At 61.9% G+C, this 16,385-nt stretch carries 13 protein-coding genes and 1 pseudogene; 5 read left to right on the top strand and 9 right to left on the bottom strand.

Features of this window, described 5'->3' with window-relative positions; translation table 11 throughout:
- Positions 1-427 precede the first annotated feature (427 nt).
- The 7 genes from AC1Q7H_RS07285 to AC1Q7H_RS07255 all read right to left on the bottom strand — a co-directional run bounded on the left by AC1Q7H_RS07285 (position 428) and on the right by AC1Q7H_RS07255 (position 7,594).
- Positions 428-1,540, bottom strand: a complete 1,113-nt coding sequence (locus tag AC1Q7H_RS07285) for an alkene reductase (protein ID WP_211979583.1) — start codon at positions 1,538-1,540, stop codon at positions 428-430.
- Between the two features lie 290 nt (positions 1,541-1,830).
- The gene (locus AC1Q7H_RS07280; RefSeq protein ID WP_211979584.1) at positions 1,831-2,754 is read right to left on the bottom strand and encodes a LysR family transcriptional regulator; all 924 of its coding nucleotides are present in this window, start codon (positions 2,752-2,754) and stop codon (positions 1,831-1,833) included.
- Positions 2,755-2,951: 197 nt separating this feature from the next.
- Positions 2,952-3,626, bottom strand: coding sequence for a TetR/AcrR family transcriptional regulator (locus AC1Q7H_RS07275; RefSeq protein WP_211979585.1), 675 nt, complete (start codon positions 3,624-3,626; stop codon positions 2,952-2,954).
- A gap of 165 nt (positions 3,627-3,791) precedes the next feature.
- Positions 3,792-5,423: a cation acetate symporter gene (locus AC1Q7H_RS07270; protein ID WP_211979586.1), complete on the bottom strand. Its 1,632-nt coding sequence runs from the start codon at positions 5,421-5,423 to the stop codon at positions 3,792-3,794.
- Positions 5,420-5,782 carry a DUF485 domain-containing protein gene (locus AC1Q7H_RS07265; protein WP_211979587.1) on the bottom strand — a complete coding sequence of 121 codons (363 nt, stop codon included), beginning with the start codon at positions 5,780-5,782 and terminating at the stop codon, positions 5,420-5,422. Before AC1Q7H_RS07265 ends, AC1Q7H_RS07270 begins: the two co-directional genes overlap by 4 nt.
- Before the next feature lie 97 nt (positions 5,783-5,879).
- Complete coding sequence (locus AC1Q7H_RS07260; RefSeq protein WP_211979588.1) at positions 5,880-7,103, bottom strand: FAD binding domain-containing protein; 1,224 nt, start codon at positions 7,101-7,103, stop codon at positions 5,880-5,882.
- Between the two features lie 2 nt (positions 7,104-7,105).
- The gene (locus tag AC1Q7H_RS07255; RefSeq protein WP_211979589.1) at positions 7,106-7,594 is read right to left on the bottom strand and encodes a VOC family protein; all 489 of its coding nucleotides are present in this window, start codon (positions 7,592-7,594) and stop codon (positions 7,106-7,108) included.
- Positions 7,595-8,001: 407 nt separating this feature from the next.
- Here AC1Q7H_RS07255 and AC1Q7H_RS07250 point away from each other — a divergent pair, with 407 nt between their 5' ends.
- Complete coding sequence (locus AC1Q7H_RS07250) at positions 8,002-9,117, top strand: amidohydrolase family protein (protein WP_211979590.1); 1,116 nt, start codon at positions 8,002-8,004, stop codon at positions 9,115-9,117.
- Positions 9,118-9,264: 147 nt separating this feature from the next.
- Here the strand turns inward: AC1Q7H_RS07250 and AC1Q7H_RS07245 are convergent.
- A pseudogene (locus AC1Q7H_RS07245) lies at positions 9,265-10,400 on the bottom strand (FAD binding domain-containing protein).
- A 428-nt stretch (positions 10,401-10,828) separates the two neighbouring features.
- Here AC1Q7H_RS07245 and AC1Q7H_RS07240 point away from each other — a divergent pair.
- From AC1Q7H_RS07240 to AC1Q7H_RS07225, 4 genes are read left to right on the top strand one after another with little or no spacing between them, the layout of a single operon-like run.
- Positions 10,829-12,115, top strand: coding sequence for a c-type cytochrome (locus AC1Q7H_RS07240; protein WP_211982241.1), 1,287 nt, complete (start codon positions 10,829-10,831; stop codon positions 12,113-12,115).
- On the top strand, positions 12,112-12,600 hold the full coding sequence (locus tag AC1Q7H_RS07235; protein WP_492381080.1) for a (2Fe-2S)-binding protein: 489 nt from the start codon (positions 12,112-12,114) through the stop codon (positions 12,598-12,600). The genes AC1Q7H_RS07240 and AC1Q7H_RS07235 overlap by 4 nt, the downstream gene beginning before the upstream one ends.
- A complete protein-coding gene (locus tag AC1Q7H_RS07230) occupies positions 12,600-14,873 on the top strand; it encodes a xanthine dehydrogenase family protein molybdopterin-binding subunit (RefSeq protein WP_211979592.1) in 2,274 nt (757 codons plus the stop codon). Before AC1Q7H_RS07235 ends, AC1Q7H_RS07230 begins: the two co-directional genes overlap by 1 nt.
- Before the next feature lie 57 nt (positions 14,874-14,930).
- Positions 14,931-15,119 carry a hypothetical protein gene (locus tag AC1Q7H_RS07225; protein ID WP_211979593.1) on the top strand — a complete coding sequence of 63 codons (189 nt, stop codon included), beginning with the start codon at positions 14,931-14,933 and terminating at the stop codon, positions 15,117-15,119.
- 133 nt (positions 15,120-15,252) lie between these two features.
- Here the strand turns inward: AC1Q7H_RS07225 and AC1Q7H_RS07220 are convergent, their stop codons facing one another.
- Entirely contained in the window at positions 15,253-16,371 is a 1,119-nt protein-coding gene (locus tag AC1Q7H_RS07220) for a helix-turn-helix transcriptional regulator (RefSeq protein WP_211979594.1), read from the bottom strand.
- Positions 16,372-16,385 lie beyond the last annotated feature (14 nt).

The following is a 16,385-nucleotide window of genomic DNA, read 5'->3' as shown; positions in this document are numbered from 1 at the left end:
CCGGACCGGATGCATCGAACCAATGTCTCCGCAACTGTCGTACCAGTGAGCTGGTCACGGCGGCCGAGTGAAGCAATTTTGCCACGTGGACGCCTTAACGGTTCGCGTGTCTGCCTTGCGCCACATGTCTTCCACCAGGCACGCCACGAAGCCCGATTCACAAAGAGTGCGAGCTGCTGCACCTTCTGCCGCAATGGCAGGCGGAGCCTTTGCCAATGTACTTGATCTATCCCTATGCCCGCTTCTCCCAGCAAGACTTCGGCTCTTTGTCGACGCAGTGCGCCAGGGAATATCCGGCATGGGCGTTGTCGACCTGCCGAGCGCGAGGCGTCACGGCGGCGGGCGGACTCGCCGGCCCGGGCAGTAGCTGAAAGATACCCGGTAGCGCGCGTTCCCTGCGTGGGCAGGCATCCCACGCAGGCCTGGCTCAGGTAGCACTCGGATAGTCGATGTAGCCACTGGCCCCGCCGCCAAAGAAGGAAGCGGTGTCGGGCGTATTCAGCGGCAAGCCGTTCCGGAAGCGCGCTGGCAAGTCAGGGTTGGCAATGAACGGACGGCCAAAGGCGATGATGTCCGCACGTCCGTCGGCAAGCGCCTGTTCCGCGCTGTCGCGGTCGTAGCCGCCAGCGAGCATCAGCACGCCGCGGTATTCCGTGCGCAGTTGCCGAATGATCGCGTCCCAGCGCGGATCGGTGTCATCGTCCTTGTCGGTTCCGACCATGGCCGGCTCGACCAGATGCAAGTAGGCCATGCGCCGCTCGCTCAGCGCGCGCACAATGTGGCCGAAGGTGGCCTCTGGGGTGTCATCGCCCATGCCCATGAAGCGGCCCATTGGCGTCAGCCGCACGGCAACCCGCGAAGCCCCGATTTCCGCAATGACGGCGTCGACGACTTCGAGCAGCAGACGAGACCGGTTCTCGATGCTGCCGCCATAGGCGTCAGTACGCGTGTTGCTGTTGGAGTTGATGAACTGGTCGAGGAGGTAACCGTTGCCGGCGTGGATCTCGACCCCGTCCATGCCTGCCCTGATGGCGTTGCGGGCGGAACGCCGGTAGTCCTCCACGATGTCGCGAATGCCCGAGGTGGTCAACGGCTGGGGAACCGGTACGTCGCCCCAGACACCGTTGCCGCTTTCGTCCAGAATGAACGTCTTTCCAGGCACAGGCAGCGCACTGGGTGCCACGGGCAGCGCACCATCAGGCTGGAAGACCGGGTGAGATACGCGACCGACGTGCCAGAGTTGCAGAAAGATGGTGCCGCCGCCCTCATGCACGGCATCACTGATGGCACGCCAGCCCTGCACCTGTTCTTCGGAGTGGATCCCCGGCGTCCAGGCGTAGCCCTGGCCTTGCTGTGAGATTTGCGTTGCTTCCGTGACGATCAGTGCTGCGCTGGCGCGTTGGCGGTAATACTCGACATTCATCGCGGTTGGAACGTTGCCCGGTTGGCCTGCCCGGGAGCGCGTCAACGGCGCCATCGCGACGCGGTGCGAGAGCGTATGGTTACCAATGCGAACGGGGGTCATCAGATGCTTGGTCACGGTGAATCTCCATCAAGTCGGTACGATCAGTGCGGGGCGGCAGGGCGATGCCTGGCGTGCCCTGATCTCGGAAGAGATGGTTCACAGAGTAGGGGCCGGTGCATCCGGGGAGAATCGGTCTGCCGCGCAAAGAAGCATTGCGTGGGCGGCAAGGTGAGGTTGCGTTGGTTGGTACCCCGGCTGCCGGATGAGTGCTTGACGGCGCACGATGGTTCAGGCGCCGGGTACGGGTACCATCACAGGATTCCGTGCCACCATGGCCAGTGTTTCGCACTGGCAGTGGCGGGGGACTACCGTGCGGTATTGCCCCGATAAGTCGGCCCGGGAATCTCGCCAAGAAAGTCGAGAAACGCGCCAATACGCCTTGACCCGCGCTGGTTGGGCAGGAAGAGTGCTGAGATGGCGGAAGTGGCGCGGTTCGGGTTGACGGACCAGTCATCGAAGAGCGACGTCAGGTTTCCGCGTTGGATGTCTTCTGCGACAAGCCAGTCCGGCAACAGCGCGATACCTGCTTCGGACATCACTAGCTCGCGCAGTACCTCGGAATTGTTGCTTCTGAAGTTGCCACGAACGGGGACTTGCATCTCTTCGCCGTCACGGACAAAGGTCCAGACTTGCTGCCCCACGTCATAGCTGAACCGCAAGCACTCGTGCCCCGCCAGGTCCAGTGGTGCTGCGGGCAGGCTGTGGCGCAGGAGATAGCCCGGGCTGGCTACTACCTTGCGGCGGAACGTGCCGATCTGGCGCGCAACCACATCATCCAACGATGCCGCACTGCCAAGCCGGATGGACAAGTCAATACGCTCGCTAAGCAAGTCCACGATCTCGTCCGTCAGCGTCACTTCCAGCTCGAGCTTGGGATAACGTGCCAGCAGACCGCCCAGAAAAGGCGCGATGCAACGCCGCCCGAACGCAACCGGCAGCGAGACGCGCAGTTGGCCGACTGGCGTGTCGCCGCGGTCGGCGATCTGGGCGTCCGCTTCCGCAACGGCATCCAGGATCTTTCGCGCGCGCTGGTAGTAGGCGGCACCGGCTGCGGATACCGTGACCTGCCGGGTCGACCGGTTCAATAGGACCGCACCGAGATCTTCCTCGAGACTGTCCATCATGCGCGTCACGGACGAGGTGGCAAGGCTCAACCGTCTGGCCGCAGAAGAGAAGCCCTTGGCGTCGACAGTCTCGACAAAAACTCTCAATGCCAGCAGCTTGTCCATGTCAGAGCACTCCGGGTGGCAGGGATCGGCGTGGACCCTCAGGAAAGCGTATCACGCCGCCTGTCGCCGTTGACAAGATCCTGCCTCCCGTCTCGTTGATGGTGGGCTGCACGAAGCGTTGGTCTGACGGGAGGGCGTTCAGGCGGTTCAGACATCCGCACTGGCAATGCGCTTACGCTATGCGGCATGCGACGGCATCAGGCGACCGGACGCCGAAGGCTCAGCATGACGGCGGGCGCGCCCTGCAGAAAAATATCGACCTTCTGGCGCACAACGCCGCCCAGGTCAGCCGGGACCTTGAGCCCGTAGACCCATTTGCGCACGCCCAGATAGAAGATGGCGGCGTGCAGACTCCAGATCATCTCGACCTCGGCATCAAGCTCGGCGGCGCTGCGCGGTTCCGGGATACCGTACTCTGCCCGGACTTCGGCCAGCACGGGCAGGAAGACCTTGCTGCGAAGCTTGCTGAGGTATTTGTTGTTGATGCCTTCGCGCGTCAGGCCGGCGAAAATGAAGATCCTGATCCACTCCTCGCGCAAGATCACTGACGCATAGTCGAGGTAGAAGGCGTAGAGCCGCTGCGCCAGCGGAGTAGACCGGTCGGCGATTTGCCGCTCCCAATCTGGCCGCCATTGGAAGACCTCATTGTAGACGCGCTCAATCAGGGCATCTTTGCTCTCGAAATAGCGGTAAAGCAGCGGCTGCGTAACGCCGATCTGCTTCGCCAGCTCCCTGGTGCTGCCGGAGAAACCATTCCGGGTGAAATGCTCGATGGCCTTCTGGACAATCTGCTGTTCCCGCTCTTCCGGGAGCAGCCGTTTGCCGGGCTTGGCCGGTATGCCGTGCTTGGCTGTGGTGGCGCCTCGTTCCATTTGTTCACCTGTGCAGAGCCCCGGATGGGGGTTGCCGCTTCCATTGTACCAATCAAGTGATAAATTGGAATATGCCGAATCAGCCCGGGCGTGCACGGCTAGCCCTCCGCCGCGGTGATGGGAGTCCGGCGGAACTGGCGCCGGACACTCCGCCGCAGCCCCCGCTTATTGACGCTTGATCAAGCCCAGCTCGCAATCCACCAGCTGATTGCGGAAGGCACCGCGCTCCCGCGCGCCGCGAGCGGATTTGTCAGTCACAGAGAAGACGTAAATTCCCGCAAACGCGACCAGCATCGAGAACAGCGCCGGATATTCGTAGGGATAGATCGCCTTCGCGTGTCCCAGCACCTGGACCCAGACCGTCGGGCTCAGCACCGTCAGCAGCACCGCAGTCAACAAGCCGAGCGAGCCGCCGACGACGGCACCCCGCGTGGTCAGCCCGCGCCAGTAAATGGAGAGCAGCAGCACGGGAAAGTTAGAACTGGCGGCGATGGAGAACGTCAGGCTGACGATGAAAGCGATGGTCTGCTTCTCAAAAAGGATGCCCAGCAGGATCGACAACACCCCGAGCACCAGTGTCGTCATGCGCGACACCCGCATTTCGTCCTTGTCCGTCGCCGTGCCCTGGCGCAGCACCTTGGCATAAAGGTCATGGGAGATGGCCGATGAGCCAGCCAGCGTCAGGCCCGCAACCACCGCCAGGATGGTAGAGAATGCCACCGCGCAGATGAAGCCAAGGAAGACGTTGCCACCTACGGCATGCGCCAGATGCACGGCGACCATGTTGACGCCGCCGATTACCGCGCCCGAGGCGTTGTGATACAGCGGGTCGTTGGCAACGAGCGCAATCGTGCCGAAGCCGATGATGATGATCAGCGCGTAGCCACTCCCGACGATGCCGGTCGCATACAGGATGCTCTTGCGCGCCGCCTTGACGTCAGCGACCGTAAAGAAGCGCATCAGGATATGCGGTAGTCCCGCTGTGCCGAAGATTAGCGCGAGCCCGAGGGAGACGGCCGAGACCGGATCGGAGACAAGGCCTCCCGGACTCATGATCGCGGCGTGCTTGCCGTGGGCCGCGATAGCCTCGGCGAACAAGGTATTGAGGCTGAAGCCAAAGCGGCCCAGCACCATGAACGCCATGAATCCCGCGCCTGCCAGCAGGAGGACAGCCTTGATGATCTGGATCCACGTCGTCGCCAGCATGCCGCCGAAAAAGACATAGATGACCATCAGCACACCGACCAGCACTACTGCCGCCGTGTAGTTGAAGCCGAACAGCAGCTCCACCAGCTTGCCCGCGCCCACCATTTGCGAAACCAGGTAAAGCAGCACGATGACGATCGAGCTCGACGCCGAGAACGCGCGGATCGGGCGTTGCTGCAAGCGGTAGGAGACCACGTCGGCCAGGGTAAACCGGCCCAGGTTGCGCAGTGGCTCTGCAATCAGGAACAGGATAATGGGCCAGCTTGCCAGAAAGCCGATCGAATAGATCAGACCATCATAGCCGCTGGTGAAGACAAGTGCGGAGATGCCGAGCAGGGACGCGGCGGACATATAGTCGCCGGCGATGGCCCAGCCGTTTTGCATGGCGGTGATCTTGCCCCCCGCGGCGTAGTGATCTGCAACGCTGTGGGTGTTCCTGGCGGCCCAGCGCGTAATCAGCAGCGTTGAGGCGACGAAGACCAGAAACATCACGATGGCGATGACGTTCAGCCCCTGGCCGACCGTCGGTGTGGCGGCGATGGCTGGCAAGGTGGCCGAAAACAATGCAATGAACAGTGAGAGTCGCTTCATTTTTCCGCCCCTTCGCGAATCGCGTGAATCATCGCGTCATGCACGGTGTTGGCACGATGGACATACAGGGCGACGAGGAAGAAGGTGATCGCGAACATGCCGAATCCGATCGGAATGCCGATGGACATTGGCTGTCCCGGCGTCAATGGACGTCCGAGCAGCGCCGGGTTGAAGGCGAGCGTGAGGATGTACCCGAAGTACACCGCCAGCATGAGAGTCGTAAGCGTATACGCGAAGCTGCGGCGCGCGCGGACCAGCGCCTGGAATGCCGGGTTGCTGAGCACCGGATTGGGTGGGGGAAGCGGCGTCGATGTTGCCTCATCACCGCTTGGCGGATACGTTGCGGCAAGGTGTTCCATGCTTGTCTCCATTTGGACGGATCTTCTCTATTGTTGGCGGCAGCGTAACTGGCTGGCAGAGCACCGCCGCCGGGGATAGCGGTATGCGGTAATGCGATCAGAATCGCGTCGACACCGCCGTCTCGCGCATGACTGCTTCCGGCGTGCGATAGCGCTCGGCCATCTGGCGATCGGTCTCGTCCTTGAGCTGGGCCTGCATGTAGGCGCCGAGGTGGCGGGCGTGCTGGACGATCGCCGCCCCCACCTGAACGCGCTCAGCGCTGTAGCCTTCGAGCGCCGCCGGCACGGTGTCGTGAGCCCGCAGCGCCTTCACCAGTGCCATGGCATCGCCTGCAGCCTTGGTCACACCCATACCGCAGTGGGGTCGCGCCACGAAGGCGGCATCGCCCAACAGCGCGACGCGATCGAACGCCATGCGCGGGACTTCAAGATCAAAGATTGGCTGGAACAGCGGTTGCGCGGCCTTTGTCACGACTTCGCCAAACTGGGGCGCGAGCAGGGTCAGCGCCGCTTCTTCCATGTCCGCGAGCACCTCGGGGCGGATCAGCGTAGGGGGAATACCACCCGACCAGCGCTTGCCGCTGGCGTCGGTCAGCAGATTGGGCAGATCGATGTCCTCGCTGGTGGCGCGATACCACACGAAGTTATAGCGTCGCTCGCCGGGCTGGGTGCTGTTGTCTTGGCCGGCCACCGGGTAGCCGAGAATCTGCTCGTGCGGTGGGAGGCAAAACGCGAACTTTTCGAACAGCGCATCCCGCGTGGACTCGCTGAGCGCCATTTCGTCCACCAGGCCGCGCCACGCAATGTAGCCCGCGTACTGGAGCTGGACATGAGGCAGCAGACGCTCGCGCAGCGCGGAGCGAAAACCGTCGGCGGCAATGACAAGATCGGCAGAATGCGCGGAGCCATCATCGAGGGTCACGACGGCACGACCCGGCTCGCTCTCGACGGAAACCACGTTTCCCCCCGGTCGATAGCAACCCAATTGGAAGGCTGCGCGCAGCACCTGATACATCTTGCCCCACGCCGTCAGCGTCTGAGGCATTTCTCGCTGCGAGAGCACTGAACCGTCCTGTGACAGCGTCAGGCGCGACTGCACGCGCACACCGATCGAATCGTCGACCTGGACACCTGCCGCGGCCAGCGCTTCGAACAACTCGGGGTGCGTGACAATGCCGGCACCGCGGCCTGCGAGCGCTTCAGGAACACGCTCGAAGACTTCGACGTCCCAGCCGTCGCGAGACAGAAGATTGGCCGCAAAGAGCCCGCCCAGCGAGCCACCCACTACGATCGCCTTGGGCTGCCTGGAAAACATTGTCATGATCATTCTCCTGTCACTGCCATGCTGTGCGCAGTCGCGCTGCCACCTGGGATGTCAAGGCCCGCGACTTCTGCGGCGGGGTAATTCAGCTCGATGGTGACGCCAGACGGGTCTTCGATGAACACCTGGTGCAGGCCGAGGCTCGGCACCGTGCGGTCGCGCCAGGCCATGCCTTCGGCTTTCAGCTTCGCCCACATTTCCTGAACACCGGTGGCAAGGAAGGCGATGTGGTCGACGGTGCCGGTGCCGGAAACCGGGAGATGACGGTCACCCAGATAGGCACTCAGGCCGCCGAGGTTGTCTGGATCGACGCCGATGATGTGCACCACGCCGAACTCGCTTTCGTCATCTCCCAGGTACAGCCAGGTGCCGGGGAAATCGAACGGCGGGCGATATCCCTGACGGAAACCAAGAATGCGTTGATAGAAGGCGCACGACCGGTCGAGGTCCGTGGTGCGGATCGAGTAGTGCGCTAGTTTCGTAATTGCCATGGTTGCCTCTGCTATTTATCGAGCGATAAGTGATCGATAGATAAATTGTAGGCGAGCTGGTTCGGAGGGCCAAGCGTGATGCGTGTGAGGATTTACCCTAGGTGCTATCGGCTGGTGTGCGACCAAGAGAGCGTAGCTGGACTCTTATCGGGCCGCGTCCTGGCGCCGATCCCCGCCGCCGGCGCACATCGAGCCGCGACAATAGGGTAATCCCCGATCTTTCTGCGCTTTCTGATTGGAGCCCACCGTCCTACACTGCCACGCAAATAATCATTCGATAAATTGACTGGCGTTGTACTCCGCGTATGCATGGTCAGCGCCCTCCAAGTCGCGCTGGCCACACGCCGGAATAGGCCGGATGAAGGCAAGTGGTGCTTGAAACTTCAACAATAAAAGGAGACAGAGACATGGATTGTCCTTGCTGCGTATCGCCCAACCGGCGTCGACTGCTTGGTTCGGTGAGTGCAATCGCCGCGGGCATGATGGCAGGATTGCCAGCGTTGGCTTCGCAGCCGTCCACGGCCGCTGCGAGCACCGGCAAACCGCTTTCGATCGACATACACGCGCACTATTATTCCGAAAGCTTCCTGGGGCTTCTGGGTGGTGAAGGGAAGCAGTTCGGCGGCCACTTTTTCCGCAACGACGACTCCTTCACGTTCCAGACGCCTGCCGGCGGACTGGGGCCCCTGCCCATGAAATTTATCGACGTGGAGCAACGCGTCCGGGACATGGACAATTCAGGGGTCGACGTCCAGGCCATCTCCCTGAGTGTGCCAATGGTCTACTGGGCCGATCGCACACTCAATGCAAAGCTCGCCAGAGCATGGAACACCGCGGCCTCCGATGTCCACCGGAAGCATCCCACCAGGTTTGTCGTACTGGCAACGCTGCCGATGCTGAATGCGAACGACGCGATCGATGAACTTGAATTTGCGGCGGGATTACCGGGCGTGCGCGGCATCTACATGGGAACGAACATCAACAATCGTGACCTCGATGCCCCGTTGTTTTCGCCGATATTCAAGCGCATCGAGCAGCTGAATCTGCCGATCTTTCTTCATCCCCAGCAAACAGTCGGCGGCGCGCGACTGGCCGACTTCTATTTGAGCAACTTGCTCGGCAATCCGTTTGATACCGCGATCGCTGCGTCCCATCTGATTCTGGGCGGGGTGTTGGACAAGTATCCCGCGTTGCACTTCTCTCTGCCTCACGCGGGTGGCGCTCTGCCAATCCTTGTCGGGCGGATAGATGCGGGCTGGTCGATGCGTTCGGAAACGAAGCGCCTGGCACAGAAGCCCAGCAGCTACCTGCGCCGGTTTAGCTACGATACGATCTCGCACTCCGGCCCAACCCTTGACTTTCTCATTCGGAACATTGGGGCGGACCGCCTCGTGCTGGGCAGCGACTATTGCTTCGACATGGGCTATGAGCAACCCGTGCGCTTCCTGGATCGTCTCGCTCTGCCTGATGACCAGAAGCGCATGGTCGTTGGGGGCAACGCGGCACGTCTGCTGAACCTTTGAGTTCTCAGGCATAGCCACTGGCTGAATGTAGTCCATGCTGGCGGCACGCTCACGCGGTCGCCGGATTGCACCAATGACGAGCCGTTGCATGGTGGTAGGCTCAGGCTAAGCGCCCCGTCTACTGGCCATCGTGTGGCCCGCTACCTGCTACAACCCCATGATCGTGCTGCCCAACGACATGCCCCATTGGGCCATGCGCTTGCCCTCTGCCCACTGGCTTTGCTGCCAAGTCGCGAGGCCTATATCTATGTCCGTTCCTGTATCACGCAGCGCCTTGCCGAGTGCCAGGGCATTGGCGGCTGCCTTGCCCGCACCGGCCCCGGTATGGGGCCGGGCGACGAAGGCTGCGTCGCCAAGCAGGATCGCGCGTCCAAAGACCATCTTTGGAGCCTGATAATCCTGGATGACCTGCATGAAGGGCTCCTTTGTCGACAGCAGCAGTCGCTGGAAGACGGGCGCCAGACTCAGGCTTGCTGCCTTCCTCAACGCGTCGCCATGGAGATATTTCAGCGCGCCCGGCGGGATGGAGTGGGAGCGCCGACGGCCGTCCCGGTCCGTCAGGGCCGCATCCAGCATCGCCCTGCGGCCAGGTTGCGGTACCACACCCAGTTCAGGCGCCGCTCGCCCGGGCGTATGGAGCCGTCTTCGCCTGGAATGAGGTAGGTCAGCATTTGATGATCCGGGCCTTGCTGAAATGCAAACGCATTGGTAAGGCGTGCTGTAACCTCCCGATCGAGGCTTCCCTCAGGCAGCAGCCCGCGCCACGCGACATAGCCCGCATAGGCCGGCGCATCGCCCCGTGACAACCATTGCCGTACGGTGGAACGGGGCCCGTCGGCACCTACCAGGAGGTCAGCACGCTCCACCCGGCCACTCGCAAAGGTTGCCAGCATCTCATCTCCAAGCTGCTCGAGACGGACAAGTGCCTCGCCAGCATGAACCAGGCCGGGATGCAGCGATTCCTTGAGAAGACTGTACAGGATGCTCCATGCAGTCTGCGTTTGCGGCATAAGCAGCCGCTCGACAATCTCGCCATGAGGGTCCAGGAAGATTCGATACTTCGACCGAACTCCCATTTCCGGCGGCCTCCGGACGCCGCCAAATCGAAACGCTTCCAGTACGTCCGGTTGCAGGACCAATCCGCCGCCCCGGCTTTCCAACTGCCCGGGAGAGCGCTCGAATACGGCCACTTCCCACCCGATCGCCTGCAGCACAGATGCAGTGAACAGTCCCCCCAGCGAGCCGCCGATCACAATGGCCCGTCGACGCTTGTGCGAAGTCATAGCACGGACCTCACCGCGCCGGCACTGAAGCGAAAGCCAGCGCGTATGCGAGTCAAGCTCGCGAGCGCGCCTGGGGGCCATGGGCATATCAGATCGTCGGTCATGTCAAATCTCATCCAGAAAGTCGGCTGCCCCTGACAAGGGAGTGTGGGGGCAAGCATAGGCATGGTCATGACAGATCGGAAGAGGGTGCCCGCGCAACCGACCTTTGCGTGCCAAGCAATGCTTTGCAGCCGCGGTGCGCTACTAGAATGGCTGAAAGCTCGCTCGGGAGGCGCGCCCAGGGTTGTGTCAGGCGAGCGGGTGTCTGAGGCGCCCGTCCTCCCTTTGAGCGACAGCGCGTATCGTTGCTGGCCCATGGCGGGCACATCGGGGGTGCTGCCGGCAAATTGACATCGAGTGAAGTGTTGATCTCCAATGGTGCAGCGATGAGAAAGAGGAATCTGCTAATAGCTGCACTGAGCGCCACGGTGGTGGCCTGCAGTGCTGCAGCAGTAAACATGTGGGAGCCGACCCTTGCCAGCGTGCCTGCACCGCCGGTCAGTTCATGGGACAGTCAGACGAGGATTTATGGCGCTCGGGTCGTCGCACTTGGTGATTGCTTCGTTTGCCATACCGCCAAGGGCGGGAAACCGTTTGCTGGTGGCTTGCCGCTGGAGACGCCCTTTGGCACGATCTATTCGACCAACATCACCCCTGACGCCGCCACGGGCATTGGCTCGTGGTCCCTGGAGGCATTTACGCGAGCGATGCGTCGTGGCATAGCGCGCGATGGTCATCAACTTTATCCGGCATTCCCATACACTCACTTCACCAGGATGTCGGACGGCGACATTGCCGCAGCCTATGCCTACCTGATGAGCCTGGATCCGGTTGAAGCAAAAGCTCCGGACAATGATCTGATCTTTCCCCTTAACTTTCGGCCGTTTGTGGCCTTCTGGAACGTCCTGTTCCTGAAACCAGGGGAACAAAAGCCCGAGCCATCCGAGAGCGCAGAGTGGAACCGGGGGCGCATGCTGGTCGACGGCACCGGACATTGCGCGGCGTGCCATTCGCCCCTCAACCTGATTGGTGGCGAGAAGTCCGGAAAGGCCTTCGGGGGAGGGCTGGTCGACGGTTGGGAGGCACCGGCGCTGGATGCGCTGGGCAGTGCGGTAGTCCCCTGGACCAAGGCGCAGCTCGTGACTTACCTTCGCACCGGCCGCGCCAGCGAGCATGGTGCCGCAGCAGGTCCAATGCTCCCGGTGACGCAGGAGCTCGCCACTGTGCCCGTGAGCGATGTCGAAGCAATCGCGACCTACATCCTTTCTATTCAAAAGCCCGGCACTGTGGCCGCCATGCAGCCAGTCTCCAATGTGGGAAGGCCGCCGGAAGGCGATAGCGTGCGTCGCGGCGAAGCGCTCTTCAATGCTGCATGCGCCGCCTGTCATGGCAATGGCGCACCGATGCAGGCGATTGGCGGACGTCCAGGGCTTGCCTCCAGCACGGCCGTGAATGCGCGAAGCCCACGCAATGTCATTCAGATGTTGATGAACGGCGTCCCTTGGCAAGGCGCGGGGTCAATCCATTTCATGCCCCCGTTCTCTGAGTCCTTGCGTGATGACCAGCTTGCTGATCTTGCGGGCTATCTGCGTGCCGCCTATTCTCAGGAGCCGGCATGGACGGAAGTCGCGAAAACGGTGTCCGAGATCAGAATGGAGAACAATTCGAGATGATTAATATCACCGTAAACGGGGTTCGGCACGATCTCGACATCGATCCGTCCACGCCGCTGCTCTACGCCCTGCGTAATGAACTGCAACTCCATGGTGCGAAGTTCGGCTGTGGCCTTGGCCAATGCGGCGCATGCACTGTGATCGTGGGCGCCCGTCCGGTCTTTTCCTGCCTGATGCCCGTTTCCGCCATTGGCAGCCGGCCGGTGCGAACCATTGAAAGCCTCGGCACCAAAGAGAAGCCCGGGCCGTTGCAAAAGGCCTTTATTGATCATCAGGCAGCGCAGTGCGGCTACTGTATCGCGGGCATGATCATGCGCGCACAGGCACTGCTCGAGCAGAACCCCAGGCCGACGGAAGCGGAGTTGCGGGCGCATATGGAACCGAACCTTTGTCGTTGCGGCACGCATATGCGGATTCTGGCGGCGATCCGAGCCGCTGTGAACACGCAGGGGAAGGGGCGCCACGGCAAGGTGGGAGGCGCGTGATGAGTACCGACGACAACGATTTCGATCAAAGTCGGCGGAGCTTCCTGATCTCGGGGTCGCTGGTTGTCGGCTTCAGTCTCCTGCCGGGCGCTAATTCCAGGGCTCAGAAAGTCATTGCCGACGAAGGCGCGGCGGTGTACGTATCCAGAGAACTGGAGACGCTGGCCGGGAGCCTGAAGACCAATCCGTTCCTCGATGCGTGGATCAAGATCGCGCCGGACAACAAGGTGACCGTATACACAGGAAAGGTCGAGCTTGGTACCGGGGTGCGCACGGCACTGCTTCAGGTCGCCGCGGAAGAGCTGAATATGGCGCCATCCTTGATCACCTTCCTGACGGCAGACACTGGCGCCTCCCCGGACGAGGGACTGACAGCTGGCAGCCATACGATGGCCGACAGTGGCAGCGCGCTGCTGAATGCCGCGGCCCAGGTGCGGGGACTGCTTGTCGAGGCTGCATCCAGGCGGCTTCGCGTGGACCGGGCCAGGTTGACCGTGGCGGATGCCAGGGTCAGCGCCCCGGACGGACGCTCACTCACTTTCGGTGAACTCGTGCAGACCGTGAACCTGCACCGGAAGGCCACCAGGACATCGCCGCTAAGGGACCCTTCGACGTTTCGGGTGATAGGCACGTCCGTGCAACGACTGGATATCCCCGGTAAGGTCACCGGGGCTGCCAGTTACGTCCAGGATATGCAAATGGACAACATGATCCATGCCCGTGCCGTGCTGCCGCCTTCCTATGGATCCAGATTGCTCGGGATAAACGAAGACGAGGTAATGCGCCTGCCTGGCGTGCTCAAAATCGTCAGGGACGGCGATCTGCTGGCGGTGGTGGCAAAAGGCGAATGGCAGGCCGTGGAGGCGCAGCGGAAGCTGTCTGCGGGCAGCCGTTGGAGTCCCGGTCGGAAGCTTCCCGACCCTTCCACCGTGCATCAAGAGCTCAAGTCAATTGCAACCGAAAGGATAGAGGTCGCCAACACAAAGTCGCCATCTCCCCCGACGGCAAAAACCCTTAGCGCCAGGTTTGCCAAGCGTTACCTGATGCATGGCTCGATCGGGCCGTCCTGCTCCATTGCGCGCTTCGAGAACGGTCGTATGACCGTATGGACGCACTCGCAAGGCGTCTATCCGTTGCGCGACGCGCTAGCCGAGATGCTTTCCATGCCGAAGGACAAAGTGCGCTGCATCCATGTGGAGGGATCCGGCTGCTATGGGCACAATGGCGCCGATGATGCGGCGGCGCATGCCGCGCTGCTCGCCCGCGAATTGCCCGGCAGGGCGGTGCGTCTCCAGTGGATGAGAGACCAGGAGCATATGTGGGACCACTTCACACCGGCGATGGTCAGTGAGTTAAGCGCATCGATTGACGCCAGTGGTGCGATCGTAAACTGGACGTATGCGCTTTGGAGCAGTTCCCACAACGAGCGTATAGTGAATGCCGGACGTCTGGTCCCGGCGCGGTTGCTTGCCAGGCCTTTTGTCTCGGCGCCTTCCGTGCCGATGCGTCAGCCGGAAGGGGGAGGGGACAGAAATGCGATACCCCTTTACAAGCTCCCGAACATTCAGGTAGTCAACAATTTCTCGCCGACCATGCCCCTCAACACGTCGGCGATGCGATCACTCGGGGCGCATACCAACGTGTTCGCCATCGAAAGCTTCATGGATGAGCTTGCCTCAGCGGCGCACATCGATCCGGTGGCATTTCGCCTGAAGCATCTCGACGATTCACGGGCACAGGATGTCATTCGTCTCGCGGCAGCAAAGTTCGGATGGCCTCGCCCACCACGCAAGCCTGGATACGGGGTTGGATTCGGCTTTGCGAAGTACAAGAATCTGATGGGCTATGTCGCGATTGCTGTCGAAGTCTACGTTGAGAAGGCCACCGGCGATGTGCGACTCGAGCGTGCGGAGGTGGCGGTCGATTGCGGCCAGATCGTCAATCCGGACGGCATCCACAACCAGATCGAGGGCGGTATTATTCAGTCCGCCAGCTGGACGCTTTATGAGGAGCTGAAATACGATCAGGAAAAAATCAGAAGCTTTGACTGGAGCAGCTACCCGATCATGCGCTTCTCGGCCGTGCCCGCGAGCATTAACACTCATCTGATCGACCGGTCGGGTAGTCCGTTCCTGGGCGTCGCCGAGGCGGCAATGGGGCCGACCAGCGGTGCCATCGCCAATGCGATTTTTGATGCGACGGGCAAGCGGCTTCACGAAATGCCACTGGCCGGAGAGAGTCTGCGCAGGTTAATTTTGGATTCAGACCACTGAATCAATGCGGCACGGCTATTCTCGCACCGGTTTGGCTCGAACGTTCCTGCCTGACGCATGAACTTCTACCTGTCAGCGCGCCACGGCGGTGCGGGTGCGCAGAACCTCTTCTTCCTGTCGTTGTTCTTCCTGTCCGCCAGCAGGTTATTCCTCTCGGTGGGCGCAGCCGGCCTGCGTATCGGAAACCTGATGTACTTTGCTATCGCAGCAATCGGGGTTCTGCTTGGCGCTCGCTTGGAAAGATAGGGCGGACGGCTTTTTCCAACGGATTGCGCAAGGGAGTCTCGGGCCCCCTTACTCTGGCGAGCGGCGTGTCGGTTCTTTTACATGGATGAAGGAGGCACGCGCGGCGATGCGGGCGCCCCGGCATCAGGCCATCCTAGCGATCACCCCCCGCCTGCGACAGCACCCACAGCATTGCCCCAACGGCTTCCGCTTGGGATCGCGTGTTTGTCTTGTCGAAAATCGCCCGCAACTGCGTACGCACGGTGGCGAGCGAGACCCTGGCGCTGGCGGCGTACTCGTCAGGGGTCTTGCCGCAAATCAACGCTTCAGCCACAGCCGCCTCGGCCGCTGACAGCCTGAAGGCCCCCTGCAACTGTCTTGCGGTTACCAGCGGCGCCGTGCCGCGCCGCCTGGCTGTAACCAGGAGGGTTGCATCGCCAAACGCCGCGCGCGTGTCCTGGCCGGGAACGCATGCGATGTTGAGGAATATTTCGGGAGAGGCTCCCGATGCGGCCCGCAACGCCGGGCTTTCGCCCTTGCGCGTCTTTCCCACGCGCGCCATGGCCGCCTGCAGGCCATCATTCTCGGCGGCTGTGGCCGCGGCCAGGCGCCCATGCTCCAGTTTCAAACAGGCGCTTGCGCGCAGCATCGTTTCGGCAGCCTGGTTGGCAAAGACCAGCCGAAAACGCCTGTCCAGCGTGAACACCGCAAGGCCCAGCTGCTCCATCAGTTCATTGCCAAGCGCGGCGTCGCGATGCAGGATCCTGGCGTCCTGCCAGAGGTTGATGGAGCGCTGCAGGTGCCCGACCAGGCCCGCCGCCGCGGCGCGCTCTTCCAGTGTGTATGGCGGCCTGTCTTTCGCTCGCAGCAAGCCCAGCAGAATGTCATCACTGCCGGCGCGAGCCAGGCGTACGCCCTGCAGATAGCGCAACCCTGACGGAAGCTGGTAGTCCTGGAAAAACTCGCTGCGCGCAACGTCTTGCTCGGTAAGGCGGTCCTGGCAGCAGACAAATTCGCCTAGGGCCGCGGATTCGACAAAGCTGCGCCGTGGATCCAATGCGCCGTAGTACTGATCGTAACTCTCGACGATGGCATCCCAGTCCCTGTCGGGCGTGTAGATGGACAGACGCGGGGCGTTGCGCAGTGCATCCCAGCTGAACATATGGAATACATTGGCGCCCAATGATTCGGCGACTGTCTGAAACACCTCCAGAAAGCCGTCCTCCCGGACTGCGGCCTCATAGAGGTCCCCGATGAGATGATCCCTTGGCAATTCCCCTTCTCCCC

The organism is Cupriavidus sp. GW823-FHT06D04 (assembly GCF_058795055.1).
The sequence above is the reverse complement of the archived record's forward strand: the minus strand, read 5'-3'. Positions and strand labels throughout refer to the sequence as shown.

Excerpts from the sequence above, each read along its gene's own strand:
- AC1Q7H_RS07280 (WP_211979584.1), bottom strand. The coding sequence starts at position 2,754 with ATGGACAAGCTGCTGGCATTGAGAGTTTTTGTCGAGACTGTCGACGCC.
- AC1Q7H_RS07275 (WP_211979585.1), bottom strand. The coding sequence starts at position 3,626 with ATGGAACGAGGCGCCACCACAGCCAAGCACGGCATACCGGCCAAGCCC.
- AC1Q7H_RS07270 (WP_211979586.1), bottom strand. The coding sequence starts at position 5,423 with ATGAAGCGACTCTCACTGTTCATTGCATTGTTTTCGGCCACCTTGCCA.
- AC1Q7H_RS07265 (WP_211979587.1), bottom strand. The coding sequence starts at position 5,782 with ATGGAACACCTTGCCGCAACGTATCCGCCAAGCGGTGATGAGGCAACA.
- AC1Q7H_RS07260 (WP_211979588.1), bottom strand. The coding sequence starts at position 7,103 with ATGACAATGTTTTCCAGGCAGCCCAAGGCGATCGTAGTGGGTGGCTCG.
- AC1Q7H_RS07255 (WP_211979589.1), bottom strand. The coding sequence starts at position 7,594 with ATGGCAATTACGAAACTAGCGCACTACTCGATCCGCACCACGGACCTC.
- AC1Q7H_RS07250 (WP_211979590.1), top strand. The coding sequence starts at position 8,002 with ATGGATTGTCCTTGCTGCGTATCGCCCAACCGGCGTCGACTGCTTGGT.
- AC1Q7H_RS07240 (WP_211982241.1), top strand. The coding sequence starts at position 10,829 with ATGAGAAAGAGGAATCTGCTAATAGCTGCACTGAGCGCCACGGTGGTG.
- AC1Q7H_RS07235 (WP_492381080.1), top strand. The coding sequence starts at position 12,112 with ATGATTAATATCACCGTAAACGGGGTTCGGCACGATCTCGACATCGAT.
- AC1Q7H_RS07230 (WP_211979592.1), top strand. The coding sequence starts at position 12,600 with ATGAGTACCGACGACAACGATTTCGATCAAAGTCGGCGGAGCTTCCTG.
- AC1Q7H_RS07225 (WP_211979593.1), top strand. The coding sequence starts at position 14,931 with ATGAACTTCTACCTGTCAGCGCGCCACGGCGGTGCGGGTGCGCAGAAC.